Origin of the sequence: Streptomyces sp. BA2 (genome assembly GCF_009769735.1) — a bacterium.
Classification (GTDB): Bacteria; Actinomycetota; Actinomycetes; order Streptomycetales; family Streptomycetaceae; genus Streptomyces.
Genome location: NZ_WSRO01000002.1, coordinates 3,181,980 through 3,198,586, shown reverse-complemented (window position 1 = coordinate 3,198,586; position 16,607 = coordinate 3,181,980). Strand labels below are relative to the sequence as shown.

The following is a 16,607-nucleotide window of genomic DNA, read 5'->3' as shown; positions in this document are numbered from 1 at the left end:
CCTGGCTCCTTCTCAGGCACCCGCCGCGTCGGCGGCGGATGCGGTGTCGGCGATGAGCTCAGATGCGGCGTCGAGGTCGTCAGGTGTCTTCAGGGCCACCGTCCGCACGCCGGGCAGGGCGCGCTTGGCGAGACCGGTCAGCGTGCCGCCGGGGCACAGCTCGATCATCGCCGTGGCACCCAGGCCCTTGAACGTCTCCATGCACAGGTCCCAGCGCACGGGGTTGGCCACCTGGCCGACCAGCCGGGACAGGACGTCCGCGCCGGTCGCCACGGCCTGGCCGTCGCGGTTCGAGACGTACGTCAGCTTCGGGTCGGCCGGGTCGAGGGCCTTGGCGGCCTCCTCGAGCGTGGCGACCGCGGGTGCCATGTGGTGCGTGTGGAACGCGCCCGCCACCTTCAACGGTACGACGCGGCGGACGCCTTCGGGCTTGTCCTCGGCGAGCGCCGCGATCTGCTCGGCGGTGCCGGCGGCGACGATCTGGCCCGCGCCGTTCACGTTCGCCGGCGTCAGGCCGAGCTTCTCCAGGTGCGGGATGGTGACCTCGGGGTCGCCGCCGAGCAGCGCCGCCATGCCGGTCTCCGTGACCGCGGCGGCGTCGGCCATGGCCAGGCCCCGCTTGCGTACGAGACCGAGCGCGGCCTCGTCGCTGAGCACACCCGCGTACGCGGCGGCGGTGATCTCACCGACGCTGTGTCCCGCGACCGCGCCGGGCTTGTTCGCGGCGAGGGCGTCACTGAGTGCCTCGGCGGAGAGCAGACCGGCGGCCACAAGGAGGGGCTGGGCCACGGCGGTGTCGCGGATCGCGTCCGCGTCGGCCTGCGTGCCGTAGTGGGCAAGGTCGAGCCCGATGGCGTCCGACCACGCGCCGATGCGGTCGGCCGCACCGGGGAGGTCGAGCCAGGGGGTCAGGAAGCCGGGCGTCTGAGCGCCTTGGCCGGGAGCGACGAGTACGAGCACTCTCACACTCTCTCTTGTGGACGGTACAAGCCGCCCGTGGGGACAGGGACGAAGAACCGGTGGGGGAATTGTAGGGGCCCGACAAAATCCTACGGTTGGAGATCTCCGTCGGCCAGACGCCCCAGGATCAGTGCGATCCGCAGCGTGAATGCGGAGCGTACGTCCGATGGCGACCAGCCGGTGACGTCTGTCACACGTCGCAGCCGGTAGCGCACGGTGTTGGGGTGAACGAAGAGCATCCGGGCCGCACCTTCGAGACTGCTGGCCTGCTCCAGATAGACGCTGAGCGTCTCCAGGAGCGCGGAGCCCGCTTCCTCCAGTGGTCTGTAGATCTCCTCCACCAACTGCTCGCGCGCGGCGGGATCGCTCGCGATCGCGCGCTCCGGCAGGAGATCGTCCGCCAGGACGGGACGCGGAGCGTCCTGCCAGGCGGCGCAGGCCTTGAGCCCGGCGGCCGCGGCCTGCGCGGACCGGGTGGCGGCCAGCAGGTCGGGGACGATGGGTCCGGCGACGACGGGCCCTGCCGCGTACGGACCGATCAGGCCCTTGGCGACATGCAGCGGATTGTCGCTGCCGCCCGCGATGACGACAAGACGGTCGCCGAGCACACCGGTCAGGACCTGCAGCTTGGCGTGGCGTGCGGCGCGGCGGATGGCTTCGACGGTGAGCTCGCTGTCGCCGTCGGGTGCGGTGCCGAGGACGACACAGACGTGCTCGGGGGAGTTCCAGCCGAGCGCGGCGGCTCTGCTGACCGCCCCCTCGTCGGCCTCCCCGGAGAGCACGGCGTTCACGACCAGCGACTCGAGCCGGGCATCCCAGGCACCGCGTGCCTCGGCGGCCTGCGCGTAGACCTGCGCCGTGGCGAAGGCGATCTCGCGGGCGTACACGAGGAGCGCCTCGCGGAGGACGGACTCGTCGCCCGGGGCCGCGATCTCGTCGACCGCGGACTCCATCACCTCGATCGTCGTACGCACCATCTCCACGGTCTGGCGCAGGGTGATCGCCCTGGTCAGCTCGCGCGGGGCGGTGCCGAAGACGTCGGTCGAGATGGCCTGGGGAGCGTCGGGACGCCGGAACCACTCGGTGAACGCGGCGATACCGGCCTGCGCGACCAGACCGATCCACGACCGGTTCTCGGGGGGCATCGCCCGGTACCAGGACAGCGTCTCGTCCATGCGCGCGATGGCCTGCGCCGCGAGACTGCCGGCTGACTGCTCCAGGCGCTTCAGCGTGGCTGAGTGCGCGTGAGCCTTCCGGTGCGCGTCCTGACGGGCGGCTTCCTCGTGGCGCGCGGCTTCCTCGTGGGCTGCCTGATGGGCGTCCTGGCGGGCTTCGTTCGCAGAGGGTTCGGGCACGGGGACAAGACTGCCTTATCGGGACGGCGGTGTGCGGTGCCGGGTCTAACGTGGGGTGTGTGATTGATGTACGGCGCTCCGGCGATCGGTACCGCGGCGGGGAGCCCGCCGCCGGTATCGAGACCTTCCACGCCTTCTCCTTCGGGCCGCACTACGACCCGGACAACCTCCGCTTCGGCGCGATCCTGGCCTGCAACGAAGAGCGTCTCGCGCCCGGTGCGGGCTTCGACGAACACCCGCACAGCCACACCGAGATCGTGACCTGGGTGGTCGAGGGCGAACTGACGCACCGCGACACGACGGGCCACGAGTCGGTGGTGCGCCCCGGGGACGTCCAGCACCTGAGCGCCGCAGGCGGTGTCCGCCACGTGGAACGCAACGAGGGCGCAGCCCCCTTGGTCTTCGTCCAGATGTGGCTGTCCCCGCTCAGCCCCGGCGGCGACCCGTCCTACGAGGTGGTCCACGGCATCGCGGACTCCACTCCGTACGCGGTCCCCGCGGCGGGCGCACTCCTCCACGTCCGGCGCCTGGCCGCAGGCGAACGCACGGCAATCCCGGACGCGCCTTGTGCGTACGTTCATGTGGTGCGGGGCGAGGTCCGCATGGGCAGCGAAGACCTGACCCCGGGCGACGCGGCCCGGATCACGGCCGCGGAGGGGTTGGAGGCGGTGGCGGGGGGCGCAGGGGCGGCGGAGCTGCTGGTGTGGGAGATGGCGGGAGGCTGAGTCACGCCGCCGCCGCTGCTGGGATCGCCTACGCCGAGGGGCGGCTGCCCGCCCCCCCCCCGCTGTGGTGGGGGCAATCGTGCCGCTGGGGCGGGTCCCGCTTGGTCCGCGCTGTCGCTACTGGGTCGCCTACGCCGAGGGGCGGCTGTCCGCGCCCCTCGCTGTGGGCAATCGTGCCGCTGGGGCGGGTCCCGCTTGGTCCGCGCTGCCGCTGCTGGGTCGCCTACGCCGAGGAGCGGCTGTCCGCCCCCCCCGCTGTGGGCAATCGTGCCGCTGGGGCGGCACGGGTGGGCACAGCGGCGGCACCCCGCCCCCGCCGGGCTGCGGAAACGCTCCTTGCGGCAACCGTGCTGCGGGGGACGGCTCAAGGCTGTGGGGCACGGCGCGGCAACTGCGGGGCACGGCGCGCAACCGCGGGGCACGGCGCACAAGTGCGGGGCACAGCTGAAGACAGGCCCCCGCAAAGCGCGAGCGAACCCTTACAGCTCGGAGAGCACCGCATCGGTGAACGAAGGCCACGCCTCAACGGCCCACGGCCCGAACGCCCGATCCGCCAGAGCGACACACGCCGCCCCCGCATCGGGATCGACCCAGAGGAACGTCCCGGCCTGCCCGAAGTGCCCAAACGTCCGCGGCGAAGACGAACTCCCGGTCCAGTGCGGCGACTTGGAGTCCCGAATCTCGAACCCGAGCCCCCAGTCGTTGGGACTCTGATGCCCGTACCCGGGAAGCACACCCTTCAGCCCCGGATACGCCACAGACATCGCCTCGGCCACCGTCCGCGGATCAAGCAACCGCGGCGCCTGCACCTCCGCGGCGAACTTCACCAGGTCATCGACAGTGGACACCCCGTCCTTGGCGGGCGAAGCCCCTCCGTCGAGCGAGGTGGCCCCCATGCCCAACGGCTCGAGCACGGCCTGCCGCAGATACTCCCCGAAGGGAATGTCCGTCGTCTTGGCGATGTGATCCCCGAGCACCTCGAACCCCGAGTTCGAATACAGCCGCCGCGTCCCGGCAGGCGCAGTCACCCGGTGCTCGTCGAACGCAAGACCGCTGGTGTGCGCCAGCAGATGCCGCACGGTCGACCCCTCGGGCCCGGCGGGCTCATCGAGCTCGATCGCCCCCTCTTCGTACGCCACAAGCACCGCGTACGCCGCCAGCGGCTTGGTGACCGAAGCGAGCGCGAAACGGTGCCCGGTGGGCCCGTGCGCCCCGACGACCGTGCCGTCCGCGCGCACGACGGCGGCGGCAGCGGTAGGGACCGGCCAGTTCTCGATCAACGCCAGGCTCTGCATGCGTACGAGCCTAATTCCTTCGTAAGGACCCCAGGGACATCGGGTAGATCTCCCCGGGTGTTCGACTACTGCGAGCCGTGACGCCTTGTACGAGCCGGGCTCGTGAAGCCTCCGCTTAGAGCGGCGCGTGGTCCCCAGTGCTCAGTGGTGGTGGTCGTGTGGGCGCCGGGCCGAGACGCCTCCGGTCGGCCTGGCCGTTGATGCCTCCGGACAGATTGGCGGCGCCCGGCGCCTTCACGACAGCCACCACGGTCGGCGGTGATGTTCTATGGGCGCCGAGCGGACGTCTCCGCTGGACCTGGCCTCGATGCCTCTAGCCAGAGCGACGACGCTCGGCACCTATAGAGCGTCAATACCTACTCGCTTGATCACTCGTTGGTGTTGGTGGGGCGAGCCCACTGCACGGTGACCTCTCGATACGCCTGAGCTGTCTGAGCTCCCGCAATAGACCGAGGCCCGTGAGGTGCGCTGGTGCCACGAACACGGCTAGTGAGGCGTCGGACCGACCCCAGCGGTTGAGTCCTGGAATTAGGTCGCCGCGTGGCTCCGTATGCGCTCGTGACCAGCGCAGAACCTGCACTATGGGGAGGGGATTACCTTGATCTACTGCGGAATTGACTGGGCGGAAAGGACGCACGATTTCGCCCTGGTCAACGACACAGGCGAGTTACTGGCCAAGCGGCACATCACCGATGACGCCGCTGGCTACAAGACCTTGCTGGATCTGTTGGCCGAGTACGGCGACACTGAAGATGATCCGATCCCGGTGGCGATCGAGACCTCCCGCGGCCTGCTGGTCGCGGTCCTGCGGCAAGGCAAGCGGAAGGTCTTCGCGATCAATCCTATGGCCGCGGCCCGATACCGTGACCGGCACAGCGTCTCGCGCAAGAAGTCCGACCCCGGCGACGCCCTCGTCCTCGCTAATGTGCTGCGGACCGACATGCATGCCCACCGGCCCCTGCCCAACGACAGCGACCTGGCCCGCGCTATCGCGGTCCTCGCCCGCGCCCAGCAGGATGCGACCTGGAACCGCCAGCAGATGGCCAACCAACTCCGTTCTCTGCTCCGTGAGTACTACCCCGCCGTCTTGGACGCCTTCGCCACCTGGACGAACGGCCTCTGCCGCCCCGAGGCCCGCGAGCTCCTCAAACTCGCCCCCACCCCCGCCAGTGCTGCACGACTGAGCCGCACGCAGATCAGCGCGGCCCTCAAACGGGCCGGCCGCAAACGAGGCATCGAGACCGAGGCCGAGCGGCTCCGCGAAGCTTTCCGTGCCGACTCGGCCCACCAGCCCCCGCTCGTCGAAGATGCCCTCGGCCAGCAGATGCTCGCCCTCCTCGGCCAGCTGGAAGCTGCCTGCACCGCCGCGGATGACCTCGCGAAGGCGGTGGAAGAGGCTTTCCCTCAGCACCCGGACGCTGAAGTGATCCTGAGCTTCCCCGGTCTTGGAGCTCAGCTCGGCGCCCGGGTGCTGGCCGAGATCGGAGACGACCACGCCCGGTTCGCCGATGCCCGTGGGCTGAAGGCCTACGCGGGCGCCTCGCCCATCACCCGAGCCTCTGGCAAGAAGTCCAGCATCACCCGACGACGGATCAAGAACGACCGCCTCAACCACGCTGGCTATCTCTGGGCCTTCTCTGCCCCGAACGGCTCTCCGGGTGCCAAGGCGCACTACCGCCGACGCCGCGACGAGCACGGAGACTGGCACGCATCCGCCCTCCGTAACCTCTTCAACCGCCTCCTCGGCCAGCTCTATCACTGCCTGAAGAACCACGAGTTGTTCGATGAAGTGACGGCGTTCCCTCGCTCGCATGCCGCTGCGGCTTGACTTTTAGCTTCGTGAGGCGTCTAAGCGCCCTACAGGCTCAGCCGCATCGAGGGGTCGGGCTTGCGCACGAAACCGAGCGAGGCGTACAGCGGCTCCGCCTCCGCCGACGCGTTGAGATCGACACTCCCCGCACCACGCTCCCGGAACCAGTCGAGCAGCACCTCCATACAGGCCCGCGCATACCCACGCCGCCGCTGATCCGGATCGGTGGCGACGCTGAACACATAACCGATGACGCCCCGCGGATTGCCCGCCCGCCCGATGCGGTAGTCCAGGGTCCCCACCACCAGCGCCGCAAGCTTCCCTGGCCGGTCCGGCCGGTCGACGACGAAGGCGGCGAAGTCGCCGTCCGGATCGGCCAGTTTGTCCCGGACGACAGGAAGGGACTCGGCATGCCAGCCGGTGTCGGACCCGGAGGCGGACGCTGACCCGGTAGCGAACACCGAGTCGATCATCACCTGCCGCAGCCTGATCAGTTCCTCGGCATCCTCTGGCGTGGCGCGCCGCACAAGACTCATGATCGGCACCGTAGTCACCGGATGAAGCGGCGTCCTCCGTTTTTCCGAGGGTTTGTTTACGTCACATATTCCCTCCCGGTTCTGCTTGCTTAGAGCGCACTCCAAGGTTCTAGCGTGGTGGTCATGACGGTGATGGAGACCGAGACCCGCACAAAGGGCCCCACGCAGAGCGTGACCGAAGCGACGCCAGGTGCGGCAGGTACGGCAGGCGCTGCCGGTACCGCCGGGAGCTCCGACGGCTCCGACAGCTCCGACGGCGTTGGCACCAAGCCTGACGCCTGCGCCTCGGCACCCCCCGCGCACCCCCGCCCGACCGGACAGGACCACTACACGATCAGTGAGGTCGTCGCCTTCATCGGCCTGACCGCGCACACCCTGCGCTGGTACGAGCGAATCGGCCTGATGCCCCACATCGACCGCTCCCACACGGGCCAGCGCCGCTACCGCAACCGCGATCTGGACTGGCTCACCTTCGTCGGCAAGCTGCGCCTCACCGGCATGCCGGTGGCGGACATGGTCCGCTACGCCGAGCTGGTGCGCGAGGGCGAACACACCTTCACCGAGCGCCACGAACTCCTCGAACAGACCCGCCGCGACGTCCGCACCCGCATAGCGGAGCTCCAGGACACGCTGGCCGTACTCGACTACAAGATCAACTTTTACGCTGACGCCCGCCCGGCGCCGGAGAGGCTCTGACACTGATGACCGCAGAGACACCCAAGACCCCCGAGACGCCTACGACCCCCGAGACGCCTACGACCCCCGAGACGGCTGCGACCCCGGAGACGGCTGCGGCGACGGGGACCCCCGGGAAGACCCCCGCCCGGATCGCGAAGGTGCAGCTCGGCACAGGCGGCCCCGAAGTCGGCGTCCAGGGACTCGGCTGCATGGGCATGAGCTTCGCCTACGGCCCCACCGACGCCGACGAGGCCCGGGCGACCCTGGAGCGCGCCCTCGAACTGGGCGTCACCCTCTACGACACCGCCGACGCCTACGCCGCCGGTGAGAACGAGAAGTTCCTCTCCCCCTTCCTCAAGGCACACCGCGACGAGGTCGTCCTCGCCACCAAGTTCGCCCTGGCCATCGACCCGGACGACCCGACCAAGCGGATCATCAACAACGATCCCGCCTACATTCGCGCCTGCATCGACGCCAGCCTCCAACGCCTCGGCGTGGACGTCATCGATCTCTACTACATGCACCGCCGCAACCCCCAGGTGCCGATCGAGGAAACGATCGGCGTGATGGCCGAGTTGGTCGCCGCCGGCAAGGTCAAGCACCTCGGCCTCAGCGAGGTCACAGGACCCGAACTCCGCGCCGCCCACGCCGTCCACCCCATCGCCGCCGTCCAGTCGGAGTGGTCGCTCTTCAGCCGTGACATCGAGCAGGGCGTCGTCCCCGTCGCCGCCGAACTAGGCGTCGCCCTCGTCCCGTACTCCCCGCTCGGCCGCGGCTTCCTCACCGGCTCGTTCGTCAGCGCCGACAAGGAACTCGGCGAGGACGACTTCCGCCGCCAGCAGCCCCGCTTCACGGGCGACAACGCCGCCACCAACGCGGCCCTCCTCGAGCCCGTCCGCACCGTCGCCGAAGCCCACTGCGCGAGCCTCGGCCAGGTCGCCCTCGCCTGGGTCCAACAGCAGGCCCAGGCCCACGGCCTGGCCGTCGTCCCCATCCCCGGCACCCGCAAGCGCACCCGCGTCGAGGAGAACACCGCGGCTACCCACCTGAATCTCACCCCCTCCGAACTCGCCCTGCTGAACCCCATCGCCGCCCAGGTAGCAGGCGACCGCTACGCCGACATGACGTTCACATCGGCGGGCCGCGAATAACACGCAACCAGCTGCTCCGCAGGCGCGGCGGACCACACCCCAACAGCCCACCCTGCGCCGCACCTTGCGCCGCATGCCCCGCCCCGAGGGGACACCTGCCGATCCACCCGGGAGCTCCTTTCCCCGCAGGGACCCCGCCGCCCATTCCTTCACGCCAGCCCCAGTGCGAAGACCGCGAACCCGGCCGCCAAGAGCCCGGCGAGTGCCCTTCGTGCATGCGTGGCTCGCTTCCATGGGGCCTCGAAGCCTCGGGTGTAGCGGCCTATCAGCAGCAGGAGCGCTCCGAAGACCGGAAGCCAGGCGATCCGGGCGGCTATCCAGGCCCAGGTGTCCGGACCCGCCGTCAGCCCTGGCACCGTGGCGCCGAGGAACGAGCCGGGTACGGCCGCCGCGAGCATCGCCGTCTGGTGCCAGCACAGGATCGTCATCGCCGACAGGTTGATCACGACCACCGGTGCCCACAGGGCGGGCCTGCGCAGCAACTTGCCGATGCGTTCCCGCAGCAGGATCGCCGCCCCGCTCTGCGCGGCGGCCAGCGCCAGGACCAGCAGCGACGGGGGATGGGAGTTCGTCCGGGCCTCACCCGGGACGCCGACCATCGACGTCGGATAGTGGAGGACGAACAGCAGTGCCGCGAAGAGGGCTGTCCCTCCGACGAGCAGCAGCCACCCTCCGCGCCTGCCCAGCTTCTTCTCGCCCCAGCTGACGCCCAGTTGATAGGCGAACATCCAGCCGGGCAGCAGATTCAGCAGGCTCAGCCAGGACGGCATGGCCTCCCCGGACGGGCCGTAGCGCAGGAAGTCGACGACGGCGACCGATCCGAGCAGAGGCGCCGCGGCCCAGGCGCCGAGCCGCTCGGCCGCCTTTATGCACCATGGGGTGAGCGCGGTGATCACCGCATAGATCCCGACGAACCACAGTGGCTGTATCACCAGCGTGGACCCCGTGCGCAGAGTCGTGCCCGGCACCCCCATCGCGTACAGCACCGGGATCAGTGCGGCCCAGACAGCCGTCACCCCGAGGACCGGACGTCCGAGCCGTGCCACTCGCCCGCGAAGCCAGCGCCTCGTCGACTCGCCACGCGCCGCCGCCCGGCGATACGACAGGACGGAGGCATAGCCGCCCACCAGGAAGAAGATGCCCAGCATCTGCAGCACCCAGCTGAGCGGCGCGAAGAATCCGAACGACGCCAGGGGGCTGGCATTGTGCAGTGCCCCGCCCGCGTCGAGCGTGAATCCGCCGAGCAGCCAGTGCCCGGTCGGCACGGCGAGCAGGGCGAGCGCACGCAGCCCGTCTATGGCCCGGTCGCGATGTGCGGGTGTCTTGGCGTCGATCGCCGACGCGGACCTGCGCAGGGTGGTCAGTGGCGTGAGGCTCATGGCCGCTCTCCGATGGGGCGGGCGTCGGCGGCGGGCGCGCTTCCGGCGGTGCCGTCGTCCGGGATGCTGGGGGCAGTGGTCTCCGCGATGGCGGCGAAGGCCTGGAGGGAATCCGTCCCCGGGGCGAAGTAGCCGGTGTGGCCCTCGGCTCGCTCTGCGGGAACGCGTCGGGCGCCGAATCCCGGATCGGCCGGGTCCTCGCCATGGCCGAGGCCGAACAGCTCGACGTTCGGCACGTCACCGATCCAGTCGCTGTCGTCCTTGGCCGCCCACACGCGGGCGGAGGTGTGCAGATCGGTCACGCTGTCCGCACGCATGCCGGGTGAACCGAGCACCACCAGGTCGGACGCCGGCAGTTGTGGGGCCGCCAGACCGCACACCACCGAGCCGTAGCTGTGGCAGAACACGGCGGGGCGTGGGGCGCCGGACGCCGTCAGGCCCTGTACGAACTGGGCCAGCCGTGGCGCGCCGGCCTCCGCGAGCCGTCCCGTGGCGGCGTCGGGGCCGAGGCCGACCGGGGTGGTGTACCCGGCCCAGGCCACCACGGCCGTGTCGTCGCCCGCCGTGGCGTGCAGGGAGCGTGCCATCCCGGCCGGTGTGCCGTACTGGTCCTTCGAGCGGTCGAAGGTGCTCAGGTCCATGTCGGAGCCCGGGACGACAACGGATACGTGTCGGGCGCTCGCCAAGTCTCCATAGACCTCGGCTACTTGGCCTCTGCCGCGTGGGTCGAACGCGAGTATCTGCCGACCGGGGCTCAGGAGCTCTTCGTAACGCGTGATGAGGGATCGGGCTCGCTCGTGGTCCTGGAGGGTGAGACCGGGGTCGCTCTCGCGCTTCTGCTCGCGGGCACGCTCGGCTTTCAGGGAGAGGGAGTTGGCCTTGAAGCGCAGGGCGGTCGGGGCGCCGTCCAGATTGCCGACGACCGAGGGGTGCCGTGCGGCCAGCCTGTGCTGCTGGGCCTCGCTCAACGAGTCGAAGAACGCGGCGACTCGGGCGGGGGCGGTGGCTGCCGGATCAGGCAGCGGAACCCCCCACGTATGGTCCGCGCGCCAGGCCTGTGTGCCCGGCGGTGGGCCCGTGAGCGGCTGCTGCTCATTTCCGACCGCCCAGCCGGTCGTGCCGGTCACGATCGTCGTCGTGAGCGCCGCGGCGATCAGCGTCCGCTTGCTGCGGGCCTTCCAGCTCCCGCGGGCTTTCCAAGAACGAAGGCGCATGGCCCGTCTCCCTCCCCATCTCGTGGCACGCTCTGGCGTGACGAGGGGAAAAGTAGGGAGACGGTGCCCCGCGGCACCTCACACTGGGGAGCCAACTCGCAGGTCGTATCGGGGTATGTGGAGCTCATACCGCGGTATGGGGGGAGAGAGTTCTACTGCTCCCCGGGCGTGATCAGCCCCGACTCATAGGCGAAGATCACAGCCTGCGCCCGGTCCCGCAGGTCCAGCTTGGACAGCACCTTGCCGATATGGGTCTTCACGGTCTGCTCGGCGAGGACCAAACGCTCGGCGATCTCCTGATTGGACAGGCCGCGCGCGATCAGCACCAGTACCTCGGTCTCACGCGGCGTCAGGCCGTTCAGCCGCAGGGACTGGTCATTGCGGGGCCGCTGCTTGGCGAAGTCCGTGATCAGACGTCGCGTCACCGAGGGAGCGAGCAGCGCCTCGCCCGCCGCCACCACGCGTACCGCGGAGATCAGATCGGCGGGCGGGGCGTCCTTGAGGAGAAAGCCCGAGGCTCCGGCACGCAGCGCCTCGTACACATAGTCGTCCACGTCGAAGGTGGTGAGCATCAGCACCTTCGGCACGTGCACCACCCCGGGCGGCGGGTCCAACAGGGCGCGGGCCGCGGCGAGTCCGTCCATCTCGGGCATCCGGACATCCATCAGGACGACATCGGGATGGGTGTTGCGGCTGACGTCGACGCCCTCCTTGCCGTTCCGTGCCTCGCCCACGACGTCGATGTCGCTCTGGGCCGCAAGGAGTGCGGCGAAGCCGGCCCGCACCATGTTCTGGTCATCGACGATGATCACGCGGATGGTCATGCGGTGCCGGAGTCCTTTTTGAGGAGGGGGAGTTGGGCCGCCACACGGAAGCCGCCGTCGGGCAGCGGCCCGGTATCGACCGTGCCGCCGACCAACCGTACGCGTTCGCGCATGCCGACGAGACCGTGACCTGTGCCGCTGTGCTCCAACGAGTCGGGTGTTTCCGTGGGCGGGCCGTTGACCACGAGGATCAGCAGATGCTCCTCGTCCAGGGTGACGGTGATGGTGGTGCGCGCTCCCGGAGCGTGCCGCATCACGTTCGACAGGGCTTCCTGGACGATGCGGTACGCGGACAGGTCGACGGCCGGTGTGACGTCGGCCAGCTGTGTGAGCACCGACAGTTCAGGACGTGACAGATCGATCGGTACGCCCGCGCGCACCGTCGCCTCCACCAGATGCGGCAGTCTGCTGAGCCCCGGCTGCGGAGCCCTCTCGCCCGGTGCGTCCTCGCTGCGCAGCACCGCGAGCAGCCGCCGCATCTCGGTGAGGGATTCACGGGCGCTGGCCGCGATGCTCCCGAACTCCTCGCGCGCCGCGTCCGGAAGGCCGTCGAGGCGGTAGGGCGCGGAGTCGGCCTGCACCGTGATCACCGACATGTGGTGAGCGACGACATCGTGCAACTCCCGCGCTATGCGGGCCCGTTCCTCGAGGAGGGTTCGCTGGGCGCGCTCGGCCTCGCTGATGGTCTCCTGCTCGATGAGTCTGCGCTGCGCGTCGCCACGCTCGCGCAGCAGCGCGCCCATCAGCAGCGCGACGCCGCTCAGCACGATCAGCAGCACGCTGGTGTCCTGGCTGCCGGCGTCGCGGAACGCACCGAGGACGAGGCTCACGACGACGGTGACCAGCCAGATCCCCAGGAGGGTGCGACGGCTCTCACGCAGGGACAGCAGGAGGCACACGACCACGTAACCCACGATGATCATGGCTGTCCAGGGGGCGGGGCGGTCGTTGCCCATGGACAGCGTCACGATCGCCCCGATGACATCCGCGACGATGACGATGCACCAGGCGGCCAGCGGGCGGCTGATGGCCAGCAGCAGCGGCGCGGCCTGCGCGACGCCCAGTGCGCCCGCCAGACCGCCGTTCACCCCATAGTCGTTCGCCAGCACCTGGGTGGTGACCGGGATGAGTACCGCGACGAACCCCAGCGCGATGATCAAGGGAATCAGCCGCATCCAGCGCTTGGGCGCCCGGGCGAGGAGCGGCTCGGCCCGCCCCGCGGGTGTGGAGAGGAAGGCCCCTGCTCTGCCGAGCCCGTCGCGGACGCCCGCCGTCGCACGCTGAAGGGTGACCCCGCGCCCGTCCGGCTCGGAGGCCGGGGGGCGGGGATCCTGGTCCGGTGGTGTCGATGCGCTGCTCATGGCCTGATCAGCGTAGGCATGAAGCACGCCCTGCGGCGTCGTACCGCGGAGCTGACCCGCCCCTCATACCTGGGTACGAACCGGGCTTCCCTCGATACTCAGGTATGACCCGGAGCCGGGGACTCGGGGCCAGTGACGCAGGCCCCCGCCGGGTCGGGTCACAGCTCCGCCAGCAGCTCGGCCTTCTTCGTCGTGAATTCCTCGTCCGTGAGCAGACCGGCCTGGTGCAGCTCGCCGAGGTGCCGGATGCGCTCCGCGATGTCGGCCGGGTCGCGACGGGCCACCGGGGCGTCGCCGGGGACCGTGCCGGGCGTCAGGGCCGGGCCCGACGCCCGCACGGCGGCGAGCACCGACGCCGCGAACGGCAGCGACTCGTGCACTGGCCCGTACCCGAGACCGAAGACGACAGCCGCCGGATCCTGGTCCGCCTGCGCGGGCTGGGCGAGCGGAGTCTCACGGCGCAGGAGCCGCAGATGGCCCTCGAAGACCTCCGGCGAGCGCCACTCGACGCCGCTCAGGTCCGTGACCAGGAAGCTCTGGTCGCCGGCTTTCCACTTCGCGGACGAAGCGCCCGTCCAGAACCACCGGAAGGCCACTGATTTGCCGTCGAAGGACGCCTTGCCGTCATACGCCTTGAACTGCAACGGAGTCTCCGGCGGGGCCACCAGATAGCGGTCCGGAGGTCCGCAGTCGCCCTCTGTGAGCTGGGCCCGCAGCTCGTCCGCGTAGTACTCGGCGAGCGTCTCCCGCTCGGCGGGCAGCACGAGTCGATACGGGTCACAGCCGTCCTTGAGCTGTCCCGCGGCCGCCTCCATCAGCGGATCGGCGCCCGGTCTCGGCACGGCGTGCAGGACGACCGTCCCGCGCTTGCCGGGAGTAAGTGTCACCGCCGCGATCGCCTCGTGGGGGATGCGGCGTTCGCCGAGCGCCTGAAGGAGCTTCGGCGTGCGGATCCCCCGTTCGAAGCGGATGAGCACGGAGTCGGACTCGAACTCCCAGGCGGCATGAAATCCGGCCAGTACGTCACCCATGCGGCTCATCGTAGGCGGCACGCGCGCCTCCGTCCCTCCTGCGGCGTGCCGCTGTTTTGTCGATTTCTACGCGCGTCAGGCCACTGCCGTGCCGGAAAATTCCTTCCGGCACGCGTCATCCCCGCTCGCGCACCGCACCGAGCGGTACGAACCAATGCCGATGTCGGCGAAGTTCCTGAGGCTCTCCGTGCCCGGCTCGAAGTAGCCGGTGTGGCCGATCGCGCCCCGTGCGGACAGCACGCGCGCGCCGAAGTCCCGGGAGACGGGATCGGCACCGTGGCCGAGCCCGCCGACCTCCATGTTTGGCACATCCTGGATCCAGTCGTCGCCGTCCCTTGTGGCCCAGATCCGGGCACCTGTGCCCAGCTGTGCCACCGTGTCCGCGCGCATGCCGGGGCTGCCCGCGACCGCGATGTCGGAGACGCGGGAGGGCAGCTGCCGCGCGGCGACCCCACACACCACCGAGCCGTAGCTGTGGCAGTACAGCGCGACCGGCGAGTGACCCGGCAGACTGCGGACCAGAGAGTTGAGCCGGACCGCGCCCTCATCCGCGCGCATGGACGTGGCCGCGTCCACACCGAGGCCGACAGGCGCGGTGTAGTCGGCCCAGGCGATCACGGCGGTACGCGCGCGTGGGCTCGCCGAGTGCTCCGCGCCGTACAGCGCCTTGGCCATGCCGACGGGTGCCGAGTACTTGCGGTTCGTCCGCTCGAACGTCAGCAGGTTCGTGTCCACCCCGGGCACCACGACCGACACCCTGGAAGCCCGGTCGAGGTCTCCGAAGACCTCGGCTATACGCCCCGACCCCATGGGGTCGAAGGACAGGACCTGCCGACCCGGGTGCATCATCACGCCGAAGCGCTTCATTCTGCGCTCCGCCTCCTGTTGCCCGAGAGGGGAGAGGCGGTTGTCGTGCATGCGCCGTCGCTCGGTCTTGCGCGCTTGCTCCAGGGCGATGCGGTTCGCGCGATATCGCAGCTCTACGGGGGCACCGTTCATGTTGCCGACCGCTAGGGGGTAGCGGGTGGCGAGTCGGGTGCGCTGTTGCGCGTTGAGCGACGTGAAGAAGTGAGCGAGCTTGCCGGCCGGGGCGCTGGCGTCGGGCAGGACCCGTCCGCCGATGTGCCCGCGATCCCAGGCGGAGAGCGAGGCCGCGAGCGGCGAGGCGGCGTCCTTGTGGTGGCGCACCGCGGTCCAGCCCGTGGTCGCCAGCATGACGAACACGACGGCGAGCGCGAGCAGTGTGCGCCAGGCGCTGAGTTGAGGGGAGGAGTCGAAGGAAGTCACTACGGAACACCCTAGGAGAATCGTGATGCCTACCGTGCACCGGGTGAGGCAGATCACGTTTCCTGTGGGGTAATTGAGGCAAAGCGGGCGCACGCTGAGTGTTTCCGTCACACTCCGTAGGCGGCGTGTGCGCGCAGCGCACCCGGGCGCGCCATTACTGACGGTGCATCAACAGATCACTCAACGTGTTGATTTGTTCGATGGGTCGACCCATCGCGTGACCCGACTCGGAGTGAGCGCACCGTCACTCCGCACGCCAGTCCTCCGCCAACGCGGGCCCCAGATGGTCGAGATATGACTCGGTGATCGCGCGGATCGACTCCACGCTCGAGTCCTCGCCCGCGCCCCACAGCCGCCCGGTCACACGCATCACTCCACTGAAGGCGGCCACCACCACGCGCGGTCGGGGGTCCGTGTCCAGGTCGAGCCCCTCACGCTCGGCGATCACGCGCGCGATCTCTTCCTCCATCTCGATGGACCGGCGCAGGTGAGCGGCGAGCAGGGAAGGGGTGGACTCGATCATCTGGTAGGTCCGCATGTGGAGTTCGACCGGGACGACCTCCTCGATGGACCGGCCCATCGCGTCCCAGGCCCCGATGACGGCCCCGCGCAGAGCCGCGAACGGAGCTTCGTCGGCAGGGCGTTCGCGCAGCGTCTCCACGAACCGCTGCTCCACCATCTCCTGCACCGCGAAGGCGGTCTCCTGCTTGTTGGTGAAGTACCGGAAGAACGTGCGCTGCGAGACGTCGACGGCTTCGGCGATCTCGTCGACCGTCGTCTCCTCGAATCCCTTGGTCGTGAAGAGCTCGAGCGCCGCGCGCAGGAGCGCGTCACGGGTGCGCTGCTTCTTGCGCTCGCGCAGTCCGGGCCGGGAGGGCTCACCAGAGATGTCTCCGGAGGTCTCGGCGTGCGGTTTCGCGGGGTCCGCCGCTCGCTGCTCGGTCCTCACGCCATGGCCCTCTTTCCACCGTTCTGACCAGCTCACCATACCTGTGAGCTAC

15 protein-coding genes are annotated in these 16,607 nt (G+C 69.9%); 4 read left to right on the top strand and 11 right to left on the bottom strand.

What is annotated here, in order from left to right:
* Positions 1-12: 12 nt before the first annotated feature.
* Together E5671_RS17165 and fasR are read right to left on the bottom strand one after the other, a co-directional pair.
* A complete protein-coding gene (locus tag E5671_RS17165; RefSeq protein WP_160504851.1) occupies positions 13-960 on the bottom strand; it encodes an acyltransferase domain-containing protein in 948 nt (315 codons plus the stop codon).
* A gap of 89 nt (positions 961-1,049) precedes the next feature.
* A complete protein-coding gene (gene fasR / locus E5671_RS17160; RefSeq protein ID WP_160510240.1) occupies positions 1,050-2,189 on the bottom strand; it encodes a fatty acid biosynthesis transcriptional regulator FasR in 1,140 nt (379 codons plus the stop codon).
* A gap of 185 nt (positions 2,190-2,374) precedes the next feature.
* Here fasR and E5671_RS17155 point away from each other — a divergent pair, with 185 nt between their 5' ends.
* A complete protein-coding gene (locus E5671_RS17155; protein ID WP_160504850.1) occupies positions 2,375-3,040 on the top strand; it encodes a pirin family protein in 666 nt (221 codons plus the stop codon).
* 479 nt (positions 3,041-3,519) lie between these two features.
* On the opposite strand, the gene E5671_RS17150 is transcribed toward E5671_RS17155, so the two are convergent.
* Positions 3,520-4,335, bottom strand: coding sequence for a serine hydrolase domain-containing protein (locus E5671_RS17150; RefSeq protein WP_160504849.1), 816 nt, complete (start codon positions 4,333-4,335; stop codon positions 3,520-3,522).
* Positions 4,336-4,933: 598 nt separating this feature from the next.
* Between E5671_RS17150 and E5671_RS17145 the strand changes: the two genes are divergently transcribed.
* Positions 4,934-6,163: an IS110 family transposase gene (locus E5671_RS17145; RefSeq protein WP_160502332.1), complete on the top strand. Its 1,230-nt coding sequence runs from the start codon at positions 4,934-4,936 to the stop codon at positions 6,161-6,163.
* 29 nt (positions 6,164-6,192) lie between these two features.
* Here E5671_RS17145 and E5671_RS17140 read toward each other — a convergent pair whose 3' ends face one another.
* Entirely contained in the window at positions 6,193-6,681 is a 489-nt protein-coding gene (locus E5671_RS17140) for a GNAT family N-acetyltransferase (protein WP_160504848.1), read from the bottom strand.
* A 123-nt stretch (positions 6,682-6,804) separates the two neighbouring features.
* Here E5671_RS17140 and E5671_RS17135 point away from each other — a divergent pair, with 123 nt between their 5' ends.
* Positions 6,805-7,377, top strand: a complete 573-nt coding sequence (locus E5671_RS17135; RefSeq protein WP_237330182.1) for a MerR family transcriptional regulator — start codon at positions 6,805-6,807, stop codon at positions 7,375-7,377.
* 191 nt (positions 7,378-7,568) lie between these two features.
* Entirely contained in the window at positions 7,569-8,510 is a 942-nt protein-coding gene (locus tag E5671_RS17130) for an aldo/keto reductase (RefSeq protein WP_237330610.1), read from the top strand.
* A gap of 149 nt (positions 8,511-8,659) precedes the next feature.
* Here the strand turns inward: E5671_RS17130 and E5671_RS17125 are convergent, their stop codons facing one another.
* The 7 genes from E5671_RS17125 to E5671_RS17095 all read right to left on the bottom strand — a co-directional run bounded on the left by E5671_RS17125 (position 8,660) and on the right by E5671_RS17095 (position 16,555).
* Positions 8,660-9,889, bottom strand: coding sequence for an acyltransferase family protein (locus E5671_RS17125; RefSeq protein ID WP_160504846.1), 1,230 nt, complete (start codon positions 9,887-9,889; stop codon positions 8,660-8,662).
* Positions 9,886-11,103 carry an alpha/beta hydrolase gene (locus tag E5671_RS17120; protein ID WP_160504845.1) on the bottom strand — a complete coding sequence of 406 codons (1,218 nt, stop codon included), beginning with the start codon at positions 11,101-11,103 and terminating at the stop codon, positions 9,886-9,888. Before E5671_RS17120 ends, E5671_RS17125 begins: the two co-directional genes overlap by 4 nt.
* Before the next feature lie 152 nt (positions 11,104-11,255).
* Positions 11,256-11,927 (bottom strand): response regulator, encoded by a 672-nt coding sequence (locus E5671_RS17115; protein WP_160504844.1) that lies wholly within the window; start codon positions 11,925-11,927, stop codon positions 11,256-11,258.
* Positions 11,924-13,288, bottom strand: a complete 1,365-nt coding sequence (locus tag E5671_RS17110) for a sensor histidine kinase (protein WP_160504843.1) — start codon at positions 13,286-13,288, stop codon at positions 11,924-11,926. The genes E5671_RS17115 and E5671_RS17110 overlap by 4 nt, the downstream gene beginning before the upstream one ends.
* Before the next feature lie 158 nt (positions 13,289-13,446).
* The gene (locus E5671_RS17105; protein ID WP_202121147.1) at positions 13,447-14,319 is read right to left on the bottom strand and encodes a DUF4429 domain-containing protein; all 873 of its coding nucleotides are present in this window, start codon (positions 14,317-14,319) and stop codon (positions 13,447-13,449) included.
* Between the two features lie 75 nt (positions 14,320-14,394).
* A complete protein-coding gene (locus E5671_RS17100) occupies positions 14,395-15,606 on the bottom strand; it encodes an alpha/beta hydrolase (RefSeq protein ID WP_160504842.1) in 1,212 nt (403 codons plus the stop codon).
* 244 nt (positions 15,607-15,850) lie between these two features.
* Positions 15,851-16,555, bottom strand: a complete 705-nt coding sequence (locus E5671_RS17095) for a TetR/AcrR family transcriptional regulator (protein ID WP_443032638.1) — start codon at positions 16,553-16,555, stop codon at positions 15,851-15,853.
* Positions 16,556-16,607: the final 52 nt, after the last annotated feature.

Coding starts and splice junctions, on each gene's coding strand:
- E5671_RS17115 (WP_160504844.1), bottom strand. CDS start 11,927: ATGACCATCCGCGTGATCATCGTCGATGACCAGAACATGGTGCGGGCC.
- E5671_RS17130 (WP_237330610.1), top strand. CDS start 7,569: ATGGGCATGAGCTTCGCCTACGGCCCCACCGACGCCGACGAGGCCCGG.
- E5671_RS17135 (WP_237330182.1), top strand. CDS start 6,805: ATGACGGTGATGGAGACCGAGACCCGCACAAAGGGCCCCACGCAGAGC.
- E5671_RS17120 (WP_160504845.1), bottom strand. CDS start 11,103: ATGCGCCTTCGTTCTTGGAAAGCCCGCGGGAGCTGGAAGGCCCGCAGC.
- E5671_RS17105 (WP_202121147.1), bottom strand. CDS start 14,319: ATGGGTGACGTACTGGCCGGATTTCATGCCGCCTGGGAGTTCGAGTCC.
- E5671_RS17150 (WP_160504849.1), bottom strand. CDS start 4,335: ATGCAGAGCCTGGCGTTGATCGAGAACTGGCCGGTCCCTACCGCTGCC.
- E5671_RS17110 (WP_160504843.1), bottom strand. CDS start 13,288: ATGAGCAGCGCATCGACACCACCGGACCAGGATCCCCGCCCCCCGGCC.
- E5671_RS17140 (WP_160504848.1), bottom strand. CDS start 6,681: ATGAGTCTTGTGCGGCGCGCCACGCCAGAGGATGCCGAGGAACTGATC.
- E5671_RS17125 (WP_160504846.1), bottom strand. CDS start 9,889: ATGAGCCTCACGCCACTGACCACCCTGCGCAGGTCCGCGTCGGCGATC.